At 69.8% G+C, this 12840-nt stretch carries 12 protein-coding genes; 6 read left to right on the top strand and 6 right to left on the bottom strand.

What is annotated here, in order from left to right:
• Window positions 1–74: 74 nt before the first annotated feature.
• Both ATSB10_RS08360 and ATSB10_RS08355 read right to left on the bottom strand, forming a co-directional pair.
• The gene (locus tag ATSB10_RS08360; protein WP_063672046.1) at window positions 75–1892 is read right to left on the bottom strand and encodes a M14 family metallopeptidase; all 1818 of its coding nucleotides are present in this window, start codon (window positions 1890–1892) and stop codon (window positions 75–77) included.
• Between the two features lie 221 nt (window positions 1893–2113).
• Entirely contained in the window at window positions 2114–2767 is a 654-nt protein-coding gene (locus tag ATSB10_RS08355; protein ID WP_063672042.1) for a DUF502 domain-containing protein, read from the bottom strand.
• Window positions 2768–2868: 101 nt separating this feature from the next.
• On the opposite strand from ATSB10_RS08355, the gene ATSB10_RS08350 reads away from it, so the two are divergent.
• A complete protein-coding gene (locus tag ATSB10_RS08350) occupies window positions 2869–3396 on the top strand; it encodes an RNA polymerase sigma factor (protein WP_425478185.1) in 528 nt (175 codons plus the stop codon).
• A gap of 2 nt (window positions 3397–3398) precedes the next feature.
• Window positions 3399–4070 carry a hypothetical protein gene (locus ATSB10_RS08345; protein WP_063672037.1) on the top strand — a complete coding sequence of 224 codons (672 nt, stop codon included), beginning with the start codon at window positions 3399–3401 and terminating at the stop codon, window positions 4068–4070.
• A gap of 115 nt (window positions 4071–4185) precedes the next feature.
• Here ATSB10_RS08345 and ATSB10_RS08340 read toward each other — a convergent pair whose 3' ends face one another.
• The 4 genes from ATSB10_RS08340 to trxA form a co-directional block, all read right to left on the bottom strand.
• Complete coding sequence (locus ATSB10_RS08340; protein WP_063672036.1) at window positions 4186–5826, bottom strand: glycosyltransferase family 39 protein; 1641 nt, start codon at window positions 5824–5826, stop codon at window positions 4186–4188.
• A gap of 5 nt (window positions 5827–5831) precedes the next feature.
• Window positions 5832–7529, bottom strand: coding sequence for a glycosyltransferase family 39 protein (locus ATSB10_RS08335; protein ID WP_063672034.1), 1698 nt, complete (start codon window positions 7527–7529; stop codon window positions 5832–5834).
• A 77-nt stretch (window positions 7530–7606) separates the two neighbouring features.
• Window positions 7607–8116: a DUF4442 domain-containing protein gene (locus tag ATSB10_RS08330; protein WP_063672032.1), complete on the bottom strand. Its 510-nt coding sequence runs from the start codon at window positions 8114–8116 to the stop codon at window positions 7607–7609.
• 78 nt (window positions 8117–8194) lie between these two features.
• The gene (gene trxA / locus ATSB10_RS08325; protein WP_063672030.1) at window positions 8195–9064 is read right to left on the bottom strand and encodes a thioredoxin; all 870 of its coding nucleotides are present in this window, start codon (window positions 9062–9064) and stop codon (window positions 8195–8197) included.
• A gap of 158 nt (window positions 9065–9222) precedes the next feature.
• On the opposite strand from trxA, the gene ATSB10_RS08320 reads away from it, so the two are divergent.
• The 4 genes from ATSB10_RS08320 to ATSB10_RS08305 are packed head-to-tail and all read left to right on the top strand — an operon-like array spanning window position 9223 to window position 12749.
• Entirely contained in the window at window positions 9223–9849 is a 627-nt protein-coding gene (locus ATSB10_RS08320) for a paraquat-inducible protein A (protein ID WP_063672028.1), read from the top strand.
• A complete protein-coding gene (locus tag ATSB10_RS08315) occupies window positions 9846–10469 on the top strand; it encodes a paraquat-inducible protein A (protein WP_063672026.1) in 624 nt (207 codons plus the stop codon). Before ATSB10_RS08320 ends, ATSB10_RS08315 begins: the two co-directional genes overlap by 4 nt.
• The gene (locus tag ATSB10_RS08310) at window positions 10462–12135 is read left to right on the top strand and encodes a PqiB family protein (RefSeq protein WP_063672024.1); all 1674 of its coding nucleotides are present in this window, start codon (window positions 10462–10464) and stop codon (window positions 12133–12135) included. Before ATSB10_RS08315 ends, ATSB10_RS08310 begins: the two co-directional genes overlap by 8 nt.
• Window positions 12132–12749, top strand: coding sequence for a PqiC family protein (locus tag ATSB10_RS08305; RefSeq protein ID WP_063672021.1), 618 nt, complete (start codon window positions 12132–12134; stop codon window positions 12747–12749). Before ATSB10_RS08310 ends, ATSB10_RS08305 begins: the two co-directional genes overlap by 4 nt.
• Window positions 12750–12840 lie beyond the last annotated feature (91 nt).

The raw sequence follows: 12840 nt of genomic DNA, 5'->3' as shown, positions 1-12840 counted from the left end.
GCGGCGGGCCCGGCGGCATCGGACCGCCAGGCATGACTTTCGACGCTAGGTCAAGAGTCATGGTCCAGACAGTGTCAAAGGTCAGGGGTGGGGGAGGCGTCCGATCGGGCGTCGGCGCCGCGCAGCGTGCGCAGCTGGGTGGGGTCGAGACGGAGGACGGGGTAGGCGCCCACGCCCTGCGCGGCATACCAGGGCGAGCGGCGGTAGAACCAGTCCAGCCGCGCACGGGGATCGGCGGCGAACGACGGGTCGGTGGCGAGGCGGTCGCGGAACGCGGTGGCCAGCGCCTGATCGCGGGCCAGCATGTCGCGGGCGAGCTGCTCCAGCACCCGGGGCTCGCCGTACTCCTTGGCCTCGAACACAGCATCCAGGCAGCCCCAGCGCAGCAGCGAGTCGGGCGCCTGCGGTTCCAGCAGTTCGATGGCGACGTTGGCCGCACGCTGGTCCATCGGCACGATCACCGACTCCGGTGGCAGGGTGACGGTGCGGGTGGCCGGCGTCACGTCCACCGAGCGCAGCATGTGATGGCCCTCGAACGGCGACGCGCCCCAGACCGGATGGTCGAGCTGGTAGCCGCCCGCGGTCAGCGTGACGGCGTGGTCGAGCCGCTGCATGGCGACGCCGTGGGCGGCGAGGCGGTCGATCACCGCCGTCCACTGCGCCGGCACCGCGTAGGCGGCCGGCGGCGTGACGGAAAGATCCGGCAGCAGCGTGTTCCAGTTCGGGATGGTCCAGGTGCGCGGCTTGCCGGGGTCGTAGTGGATCCAGCCCGCCCCCGAGATGTCGCTGGGCGTGACGGTGAACGCGTAGCCCCTGAAGGTGTAGGGCGTGGATTCGGGCGACAGCCTGAAGGTGAGCGGCACGCGTGCGTCGGGCTGGCCCGCCCGGGCGATCACGCGCGCGTCGGCGGCGGCATCGACGGCCAGCAGGGATGTCGGATCGGCGTCGATCCGCGCCAGCAGCAGCTGCACCAGGTCGTAGACGGCGCGCACGCGCACCGCGTACGGCTTGAGCATGTGCGTTTCGATCAGCAGGGCGGGCCGGTTCTGCAACGCGGCGTAGCCGGTGGAGAAGCGAGGACCGGAGCCGAAGTTCTCGATACCCTTGGTCGGATCGCGGCCGTCCTTGAATTCCAGGTAGATCGAGGCGAGGTGACCGCGCTTCTCGTAGGCCGGCAGCGTCCGGTCCATCAGCGCCTGCTGCCACGCGGCGACGCCGGGTTCGAGCTTGTGCGGGTCCTCGGTGTACCAGGTCAGGTCGTAGGGGTAGTCGGCGCCGTCGGTGGTGTGGACGTCGATCAGGAAGTCCGGCAGCCAGCGCTGCCAGAGCTTCAGCCACGCGCGCATCTCCGGCGCGTCCGCCTTGATGTAGTCGCGGTTGAGGTTGAGGTACTGCGACTGGCCGCGGAAGCCCTGGCTTTCCGGGCCATTCTGGTTGATGCGGTGGTACGGCGAGCTGTTCTCGTGGCCGTCCACGCTGAACACCGGGATGAACACCAGCACCACGTGGTCGAGCAGGTGCGGCCACCGGCCGGTGACGGCGATATCGCGCAGCAGCATCAGGCCGGCGTCCTTGCCCTCGATCTCGCCCGGATGGATGCCGGCCTGCACCAGCACCACGGCCTTGTGCGCGGCGCGTGCGGCGGCCGGGTCGAACGTGCCGTCGCCGCTGGCGATCACCGCGGTCATCGGCCGGCCCTCTGGCGTGGTGCCGAACGTCACCAGCTTCAGCCGATCCGGCGCGGCGTGACGCAGGCGTTCGAGGTAGGCGACCGTATCGGCATAGCTGGGCGTGGTGCGGAAGTGCGTCGCCTCCGCGGGCGTGGTCCAGTCGGTGGCATGGGCGCCCAGGGCGGCGAGGCCGAGCAGGCCGGCGAGGATCAGTCGGGGCATGAGGTGTCCTGGATGAGAGCGATATCGGCTGGACTGCAGGAGCGCACCGTGTGCGCGACCGCCTGGTGTCGGCTCATGAAACGAACAGGCCTTCCTGCGGGGCACTCCTTCCAGACCGTCATTCCGGTTCTCGCGGGAATGACGACTCGCGGAGCCGTGGCGCATGGGTGTCATCGCGTTCCGTGGCGCTGCCACTGCGAGGTCGCGCACAGGGTGCGCTCCTACCGTGGAAGGGTGCGGCTGGCGGGCAGGGTATCCGGCGCCACGGCACCGCCGGAGATGATGAAGGCCATCGCCTGGTCCATGCTCCAGTCGGTCGGCGTGAGCTCGTCCACCGGCACCACCACCAGATAGCCGCCGGTGGGGTTCGGCGTGGTCGGGATGTACACCGCGGCCATCTCGCGACCGCTGCCTTCCTCGGTCATCACCCGGGTGACGAAGCCGGCCACCTTCATGCCGGGGCGGGGAAAGTCGATCAGCACCACGCGCTGGGTGTTGGAGGGTTTCTGCTGCAGCACCGCCATCAGCTTCTTGGTGCCGCCATAGATGGTCTGCACCAGCGGGATGCGGGTGAGCAGGCCGTCGAAGGCATCGATCAGGCGACGGCCGACCATGCGGCTGGCCAGCCAGCCCACCGTGTACAGCCCGAGCAGGGTCAGCACCAGCGCCATGATCGCCAGCACCCAGCCGTGGTCCAGCGCCGCCGCCGCATCCGGAGCAGCCAGGCCGAGCGCGCGGCGCACCAGGGTGGCCATCGGCGCGCCGACCCCGGCCAGTACGCCGAACACGAACTTGAACACCAGCCAGGTCACCCACAGCGGCAGGAAGGTGAGCAGGCCGGTGAGTACGTAGCGTTTGACGCGCAGCGGTCGCATGGAGGTTCCCCGAAAAGGCCAGCCCCGGATTGTATGGCGGCCGGTGGCTGTGATTTTTTTCCCGAGCTAGCGAATCATCCCTGCGAGTCCCTTGTCGACCCTTGCCGATGACCCGTCCCGATCCCGAACGTTTCCAGCACCTGCTCCACGAGCACCAGGGCATCGTGCTCAAGGTCGCGGCGATCTACGCCCCGCACGCCGAGGACCGGCGCGACCTGGCACAGGAGATCGGCCTGCAGGCGTGGCGCTCGTTCGCCCGCTACGACCCGGCCCGCGCGAAGTTCTCCACCTGGCTGTACCGGGTCGCGCTGAACGTGGCGATCTCGCACCTGCGTCGCGGCGAGGCGGCGTGGCGCACGAAGCTGGAGCCGCTTGATGCCCACCACCTCGACACCGTGGCCGGCGAGCCGGCGCCCGAACCGGACGAGCGGATCGCCGAGCTGCACGCCTTCATCGGCCGGCTCGACCCGCTCAACCGGGCACTGATCGTGCTGTACCTGGACGAGCGCTCCTACGCGGAGATCGCCGAGATCCTCGGCATCACCGAAACCAACGTGGCCACCAAGATCGGCCGCATCAAGCAGACGCTGCGCGGCCGGATGGCCGCCGCGGCCCCCACCGGAGCGTGAGCATGGAACTGGATGAGATGAAGCTGGCCTGGCAGGCGCTGGACCAGCGCCTGGCGCGGCAGCAGACGCTGCATCTGCAGCTGTTTCGCGACAGCGGTATGGAGCGTGTGCAGCGACGACTGCGGCCGCTGGTCTGGGGCCTGATGCTGCAGCTTCCGCTGGGCATCGCGCTGATGCTGTGGGGGATCAGCTTCTGGTCCGGTCACCTGGGCGACGTGCGCTCCATGGCCTGCGGCATCGCCATGCAGGTGTTCGGTACGCTGGCGGTGATCGTTGCGGCGCGGACGCTGGCGATGGTCCAAGGCATCGACTATGCCGCGCCGGTGCTGGAGATCCAGCGGCGCATCGCCGATCTGCGCGCCTGGCGGGTCAAGGTGGAGGCGCCGCTGTTCGCGGTGCTGGGCAGCGTGATCTGGATTCCCGCCCTGCTGATGTTCGCGCAATACGCGGGCGACCGTGCCGGCGTGAGCCTGTGGGACCACGTCCGTCCCGGGTTCGTGACCTGGCTGGTGCTGTCGGCGGTGGTTTCGCTGGCTGTGGTCGGCATGGCCTACCTCGTGCTGCGTCGCCTGGGGCTGCTGCGCTGGCTGGCGAACCAGGCCGCCGGCAAGGCGGTGCAACGGGCGGAGGCCGAGCTGGACGCGGTGATCCGCTTCGAGCGGGAGAATGGCTGAAGCGGTCGCTCGTCGGGTACGCCATGCCGGATGCTCGCGCACGCAGCGTTTTCACCGGAGGCGGAGCAGCGGGCACTCTCCGCTTCCGTACGAGCGGGCAGGACCACGCTGGACCTCAGGGGCAGGGTGTCGTCGCCTGTGGCAGGTACGCTGACGCCGCCCGGATCGCCAGCCATACCCCGCGGAATCGCTGCACATGCAGCGCGGGGCAGGCGCGGGCTTCGGCCTCGGTTTTCGGGTAGGTCACCACCACGCCCTGCGGATGCGCAGCGGCCCACTGGCGCAGCGTCACGGGGCCGGCGCCCTCGTCGATCCGCAGGGTCAGCCGCCCGGCGAAGGTGAACTGCCCGTTGTAGCCCTCGTTGTTGAAGATCGGCCGGTGCTCCGCCTCGGCTTTCGCCAGCACCACGGAGGCCTCGCGCAGGTCGAAGGCGTGCCACCAGGTCAGGGTGAACAGGGTGTTGATCGCCAGCACACCGACAAGGGCCGAGAGCACGATCTTCTCCAGCTCTGCCCCGCGGGTGGCGAGCAGCGCGGCCAGCAGCACGAACAGCCCGCCGAAGCCGCGGCTGTGGGTGGCGAAGGACTGCAGCATCGGCGACTGCGCCACGCCGCGTGCCACCAGCGTGGGCAGCGCCAGCAGCCCGATCCCCAGCAGCAGAGTGAACAGGGCCAGCGGCCACGGCCCGAGTCCACGCGGGCTCCCCGACGGGGCGTACGCCAGCGCCGCCGCCAGCAGCAGCGCGAAGCCGGCGTACTCGGGCAACAGGTAGTACGCCTGCTTGCCGGAGACCAACGAAAAGCCGAGCAGCACCGGCAGCAGCCAGGCGGCGAGGAAGCGCAGGCCATCGTCGCGACCTAGCGGCAGGGCAGCGATGCCGAGCCAGGGGCGCGGCCACAGCACGAACGGGAACACCAGTACCGGCAACACCGGCAGGTACCACCAGATCGGTTGCCGGTGCGCGAACGCGTCGACCACCCGCCCGGCAGTCTGGTGGAACAGCAACTGCTGTCGATAGACCTCCCCGCCCACAGCGCTGGCGCTCAGTGCCCAGGCCAGCAGCACGGCCAGCGCAGCCAGCACCGCCAGCGCACCGGTGCCGTACCAGCGTGCACGATGGCGCGATGCCCACGGCTGCCACAGCGGGCCGAGCAGCCAGGGCAGGCCGGCATGCAGCAGCATCACCGGACCCTTGGCCAGCAGCCCGAGCGCCATGGCGGCGGCGAAGCCGGGCAGGTTCGGTCGTACCTCGCCGGGCCCGGGGCGCAGCGCCAGCAGCGCCGCCAGCACGCAGTCGGCGAGCAGCACCTCGTACATCGACTGCAGGCCGAACTCGAACGCGTAGCTGAAGCTCATCAACAGCAGCGGCGCGGCGTACGCGATCGCCGCCTGCGCCGGAAACAGCCGCCGCGCGAGCCGGATGCACAGCAGCAACTGGAGCCCGCCGAGCAGCACTTCGAGCAGGCGCGGCCAGCCGTCGCCGACACCCACGACGGCCCAGCCGGCGTGGATCAGCCAGAACAGCAGCGGCGCCTTGTCGCTGTAGGGCGCTCCGTTGAGGTAGGGCACCAGGAGGCTGTGCCGCTGCCACATCTCCCACGCCACCGCGAGGGTGCGGGTGGAGTACATCGGCACCGGACCGTGCTGGAAGATCGCCACCAGCGCCACGCCGAACCACAGCGCCAGCCATCCGGCCAGGCGGCGGTTCCACGGTGACGCAGGGGCCGGCGACGCCGGACCTGCATGCGACTGCACCCCGCTCACCGGGCAGGCTGGCGGGCGATGACGAAACCCGTGGGCAGGCGGCCGAGCAAGACGTACGGCAGCCGGTGTTGCTGCAGCACCGCCATCGCGTGTGCGTCAACCAGGGCGACGCCGTGGGCGGAGGTGCGCCAGCGCGCCTCGAAGGCTTCGAGCGTCGGCAGATAGCCGCCGGGACGGGAGTCGATGAAGGGCGTGAGGTCGTCGCGGTCCTGCGCCACGATGGTCACCGGGCGCTCCAGGTAGAACGGCAGGCCGCGGACGAAGCCGCCGACCATGTAGACCGGCGTGTCCACGGTGAGCGCCGGCGCCATCAGCCGCGCCACCGGCTCGCCCGAGCGTGGGCCGACCCAGGCCTGCGACGCCAGCAGGGTGATCGTCCAGCCGACGATGCCGGCCAGTGCCAGCGCATGCATCGCCGCATCGTGATGGCGGTGCCGGGTCAGCCGGCGGGTCGCGTAGCCCGCCGCGAACGCCATGATCGCCAGGCTCGCGGCCAGTCCGCCGAGCGCGGTCGGCATGCCTGCGTGCGCCGGGTGGTGGCGCTGCATGAGCGCAGCGGCCAGCGCGGCGGCCGCGCCGATGGCGGCCGCCCAGGCGGTCACGCGCATGCGACGCGCCAGCGCCTCATGCGGCAGTCGGGCGGCGATGCGGCCGAGCAGCAGGGCGGCCGCGGGGAACAGCGGCAGGATGTAGAACGGCAACTGCGAATGCGAGATCGAGAAGAACACGAACACCACGCCGACCCAGGCCAGCAGCAGCCGATCCACCGGTGCGCCGCTCCACATCGCCCGCCAGCCGAGGCGGGTGAACGGCACCAGCGCGGTCCATGGAAACAGTCCCAGCAGCACCACCGGGAGGAAGAAGCCGGGCGGCTTGCCGCGGTTGTCGGCCGAGGTGAGGAAGCGCGTGAAATGTTCGCGGATGAAGAAGTAATCGAAGAACTCCGGGTGCCGCCGCGTCACCTCGATGAACCACGGGGCCGACACCACCAGCAGCAGGACCAGGCCCGGCAGCAGCGAGACGCGCCCGAGCACGCGCCAGTCGCGCTGCCACAGCATGTACACCGCCAGCACCATGCCGGGCAGCACCACGCCGATCAGTCCCTTGGACAGCACCGCCAACGCCAGCGCCGCCCACATTCCGAGGTTGATCGCCGTGCGGTGGGACGCCGACGCCGGGTCGAACTGCGCCACCACGAAACAGGCCATGCCCAGTGCCAGGAAGGCGGCGACGCCGAGGTCCAGCGTGCCCACGTGCGCGCTCACCGCGAACAGCAGGCTGCTGCCGAGGATCGTCGCGGCATAGAAGCCGGTCGCACGCCCCCACACCCGCCACCCGGCCCAGGCCACAGCGGCGATCGCCAGCAGGCCGGCCAGTGCACCCCACAGACGTGCCACCCAGGGCTCGGTGCCGAGCAGCGCGTATGCAGCCGCCGTTCCCCAGTAGTGCAGGGGAGGCTTGTCGAAGAACAGGAAGCCGTCGAGGCGCGGCGTGATCCAGTCGCCGCTGGCGAGCATCTCCCGCGCGACCTCGGCGTAACGACCCTCGTCCGGCTCGCCCAGGCCACTGCGCATCAGTCCGGCGATCCACGCCACGCCCCACAGCAGGGTGACGAGCAGCGACAGCAAGCCGGCGCGCTCGACGTGGACGGGAACGGTACGGTGCGCAGGAGCACCGGAGTGTGCACTCATCATGTGGGGTGGATCGCTTGAGAAGGGGGCGTCCTGCCTGCGGCTACCCCACTGTCCCTCCCCACTCTTTCAGGACGTTTTCAGCGGTCCTGCAATTGCTCCCGCCGGTGAGGGTTCATGCCCGCCGCGGCGTTGCGCTCGCGCACGGCAGGCTTCAGGCGGACATAGAGCTGCTTGCGGACGCGCGCCACCACCTCGCCGTTCGCGGTGGTGATCTCGGTCTCGAACCAGCGCAGCACCTTGTCGCCGCCGGCCGCCGCCGAGCGCAGCTCGTCGACCACGGCGTCCGGCATCCGGAACGCCGCGTGGACGGTGGCGCGGCCAGGCGCCACGAAGTCGATCGCGCCGGACTTGTCCCATACGAGGTAGTCGCGCCCCAGCCGATGCATCGCCAGCAGCATCCAGAACGGATCGCTCATCGCGAACAGGTTGCCGCCGAACTGGGTCCGCACGTAGTTGCGGTTCCATGGCCGCAGCCGAAGGAGCACGCGCGCTTCGCTCCAGTCCGGCGCGATCGACTGCACGCGGATGCTGTTGGCCAGGAATGGGGGCCACAGGTTGATGAGGCGGCGGAAGGTGTTCGGACGCATGCGAGAACATCGGCTGGCGAAGAGGACCGCCAGTCTATCTGAGCATACGCATGCGTATGTTGCGTCTTGCTGATCTGGTCAGAACAAGAGCGAAGCCATGCGGCGCCGGTAGCGGCCGACGAGTTCGGCGTCGTCGAGGGTGGCGAAGGCGGCGATCAGGCGCTTCTTGGCAGCGCCGTCGTTCCAGTCGCGGGCCTTCTCCAGGATGACCAGGAACTGCTCGAGCCCAGCCGCCGGCTCGTCCTCGATCAGCAGGCGCACGCCGAGCAGGTCGCGCGCTTCCCAGTCGGTCGGATCGGCGGCTACCCGCTGGCGCAGGGCCTCCATCGTCGGCGCACCAGCCAGGGCACCGGCCAGCTCGAGCTGATGGCGCAGGCGCACGGCGCGAGTGTCGGTGGCGAGGTTGGCGGGCAGGGCATCGAGCTCGGCCTGCGCGGCGTCCACGTTGCCCAGGCGCATCAGCGCCACCGCCAGGTCGAGCTTCAGCTCCGGCTGGTCGGGGGCCGCCGCGATCGCCTGCTGCAGGCGGTTGACCGCCTCGGTCGGCGACTCGGCGGGGGCGGTGGCTTCGTCAGCCGCGTCGGCGGCCTCGCCGTCGAGCGGCTGCACGTGGCGGGCCAGGAACTCGCGCAGCTGGCCTTCCGGCAGTGCGCCGGCGAAGCCGTCGAGGATCTGCCCGTCCTTGACCAGCATCACCGTGGGAATGGAGCGGATGCCGAACATCGCCGCCAGCTGCTGGTTGGCGTCCACGTCGACCTTGCCGAGGCGGAAGGCGCCGTTGAACTCGGCTGCCAGCTTCTCGAGCATCGGGCCCAGGGTGCGGCATGGACCGCACCAGGTCGCCCAGAAGTCCACCAGCACCGGGGTGTCGAGCGAGGCCTGCAGTACGTCGCTCTCGAAGTTGCTCTCGGTGACGTCGAAGACGTGCGGGTGGGCGGTGTCGGTCACGGTGTCGCTCCGGTGGTCAATGGCGCCCCAGATCTGGGCCGGACGGCAGCATATCAAGGGCATGGCGACCGGCCGGTGCGGTCGAAGCCGGTTCAGCGCCACGCGCCGAGATTTGCGAGAATCCATGGATGACCAGCCCGGGACACGGCACCACACGCATGGGCGCGAACACGCCACCCACCACGGCAGGGCTGCTGATCTGCGAGCACTGCGACACGGTGTATCGCCGGCGCCCGCTGTCGCGGGGCGAGGTGGCCTGCTGCGAGCGCTGCCACAACATCCTCGAGCGGCATGCGCGGCTCGGACCGGACCAGCTGCTGGCACTCACCTTCACCGCGATGGTGGTCTTCGTGCAGGCCAACATCTGGCCGATCGTGACGCTCGAGCTCAACGGCCGGCCGAGCAGCGCCACGCTGTGGGGCACCATCGTCACGATGTGGCAGCAGCACGCCGAGGTGGTGGCGGTGCTCGCCGCGCTCACGCTGTTCTTCTTCCCGATGGCGAAGATGCTGCTGTTCGGCTGGGTGTTCTGGTTCGCCCGGCGCGGCGAGCGCGGCCCGGGCTTCCGCAGCGCGATGATCGTGCTGCATTACCTCGGGCCCTGGACGATGAGCGAGGTGTTCGTGCTCGGCGCGATGGTCGCCATCGTCAAGGCGCGGGTGTATTTCCAGGTGGTGCCGGATCCCGGCATCTTCGCCTACGGTGCGCTGATGCTGCTGATCACCGTGTTCGGCACGGTCGACCTGCGCCAGCTGTGGGACGTCACGCGGGAGCGGTCGCGGTGAGCGCGCTGCCGCGGGCCGACGAGCTGGGCCTGATCGGCTGCCACGTGTGCGGCCTGGTGTGCCGCGACGGCCACGTGCACGACCAGGCCTGCCCGCGCTGCGGCGCGCGCCTGCACCGGCGCAAGTCGGCCAGTGCCAGCCGCACCTGGGCGTGGCTGATCACCGCGTTCATCTTCTATCTTCCGGCCAACCTGTTGCCGATCATGCGCACGGTGAGCCTGGGCGACGTGGACGACAACACCATTCTCAGCGGCGTGGTCGAACTGTGGGTCAAGGGCTCGCCGGACCTGGCGGTCATCGTCTTCACGGCGAGCATCGTGGTGCCCATGCTCAAATTCCTGGTGCTGGGGACGCTGCTGGTATCCGTCCAGCGCCGCAGCCTGTGGGCGCAGCGCCAGCGCACCATGCTCTACCGGCTGGTCGAGTTCATCGGCTACTGGTCGATGCTCGACGTGTTCGTGGTGGCGCTGCTGACCGCGCTGGTGCGTTTCAACGTACTCAGCCAGGTGGAGCCGTTGCCGGGGGTGGTGTACTTCGGCCTGACCGTGGTGGCGACGATGTTCGCATCGATGAGTTTCGATCCGCGCCTGATCTGGGACAACAGGGACAACGATGACTGAAGAAACCAATCCTGCGGGCGACGAGTTGCCGCAGCCGGTGGTGCACCGGCGCCGGCTGGGTGCCTCGCTGATCTGGCTGGTGCCGATCCTCGCCGCCGTGGTGGGGCTGTCGCTGGTGGTGCACAGCTGGATGCAGGCAGGGCCGTCGATCACCATCAGTTTCCAGTCCGCTGAGGGTCTGGACGCCGGCAAGACCACGGTAAAGTACAAGAACGTGGTGATCGGCAAGGTCACCCACATCCGGCTCAGCCCGGATCGCAGCAAGGTGCTGGTCAAGGTGGCGCTGGACAAGAGTGCCGAGGGCTTCGCCCGCGCCGACACCCGCTTCTGGGTGGTGCGTCCGCGGATCGGCCTGGGGGGCGTGTCGGGGGTCGACACGCTGCTGTCCGGCGCCTTCATCGGTGCCGACGTCGGCACATCGGACGAGACGCGTTACGACTTCAAGGGGCTGGAGAATCCGCCGGCGGTCACCTACGGGGCGCCGGGCAAGAGCTTCGTCCTGCATGCCGAGGACCTCGGCTCGCTGGACATCGGCTCGCCGCTGTACTTCCGCCGCGTGCAGGTGGGCCGCGTGGCGTCCTACGAGCTGGACAAGGACGGCAAGGGTGTCACCTTCACCATCTTCATCGACGGTCCCTACGACCAGTTCGTCACCCGGTCCTCCCGCTTCTGGAACGCCAGTGGCCTGGATGTCTCGCTGGGAGCGAACGGCCTGAAGGTGAACACCCAGTCGCTGGCCACCGTGCTGGCCGGTGGCGTGGCGTTCCAGGATCCGGCCGGTCCGCACGACGCCACCCCGGCGCAGCAGGGGGCCTCCTACCGCCTGTTCGACGACAAGGCCACCGCGATGGCGCCGCCGGATGGTCCGCCGCAGTACATCCGCATGCGTTTCGACCAGTCGCTGCGCGGGCTGGCGGTGGACGCGCCGGTGGAGTTCCTCGGCATCAACATCGGCCGGGTGGTGTCGATCACCATGGACTACGACGCCAAGCGTGAGAGTTTCCCGGTGACCGTGGGCGCCGTGGTCTATCCGCAGCGGCTTGGTCGTGCCTACGACAAGCTGGTGGCCCAGGCGCAGGAGCAGAACGGCAGTCCCGACCTGGCCCCGATCATGGGCAAGCTGGTCGCCCATGGCCTGCGCGCGCAGGCGCGCACCGGCAACCTGCTGACCGGCCAGCTCTACATCGCGATGGATTTCCTGCCGAAGGCGCCTAAGGTCGCCTTCGACCCGACGGTCCGCCCGCTGCAGATCCCCACCGCTCCGGGCAGCTTCGACAAGCTGCAGGAGCAGCTCGCGGAGATCGTGGACAAGGTGCAGAAGATCCCGTTCGACAGCATCGGCAAGCATCTGGACCAGACGCTTGCCGACCTCGATGGCACGCTCAAGCAGGTCAACGGCCAGGTGCTGCCCGAGTTCAAGGGCACGCTGAAGGATGCGCGCCGGACGCTGGGCACGACCGACAATGCGCTCTCGCCGGATTCGCCACTGCAGCAGAACCTGCAGGGCACGCTGCAGGAACTGCAGCGCATGGCGCGCTCGTTGCGGGTGTTCAGCGATTACCTCGGCACGCATCCGGAGGCGCTGATCCGCGGGCGCAAGAGCGACCCCGCGCCGGCGAAACCCGCGAACGAGACCCAACCCTCCAAGCAAGGAAACAAGCCATGACGCGCCTGCGCAACCTGTCCGGCCGGCTCGTGGCGCTGGGCGCCGCGCTGGCGCTCGGTGCCTGTGCCTCCGCGCCGACGCATTACTACACCCTGGTGCCGCCGGCTTCCGCCGCATCCGGGCAGGGCGGCATCGGGCCGGCGTTCGAGCTGTTGCCGGTGAGCATCCCCGCCCAGGACGACCAGCCGCAGCTGGTCGTGCGCCAGGGCGGGCAGGGCGTGGCGCTGCTGCAGGGTGAGCGCTGGATCGCGCCGCTGGCGGACGAGATCCGCAGCGCGCTGTCGGCCGACCTCGCCGGTGCGCTGGGCCATCCGGACGTGTCCGGGCTGGCGCATCCGGGCGAGCCGGTGGTGCGGATCAAGGTGGATGTGCGCCGTTTCGACTCGCAGCCCGGCGGCTATGCCCTGCTGGAAGCCGGATGGAGCCTGCGCCTGATCGATGGCGACAGCACCTCACGCAGCCTGGCCTGCGCCAGCACCTTCAACCAGCCGGTGGGGGCCGGTTATGACGCGCTGGTCCAGGGTCACCAGCAAGCACTGGGTCGGCTGGCCGACCAGGTGGCCCAGGCGGCCCGCGATCTCGCCGCCGGGGATGCCCGCTGCCCTGGAGGCTGAGCGCCCCCACACTGTTTTCAGCTTGGCGAGCCGTCGGCGCTTCGGCTAGGCTGGCCGGCTATCGCGACGGCGGCTCGGATCGGCCACAGGC

Origin of the sequence: Dyella thiooxydans (genome assembly GCF_001641285.1) — a bacterium.
GTDB classification, from domain to species: Bacteria; Pseudomonadota; Gammaproteobacteria; order Xanthomonadales; family Rhodanobacteraceae; genus Dyella_A; species Dyella_A thiooxydans.
The sequence above is the reverse complement of the archived record's forward strand: the minus strand, read 5'-3'. Positions and strand labels throughout refer to the sequence as shown.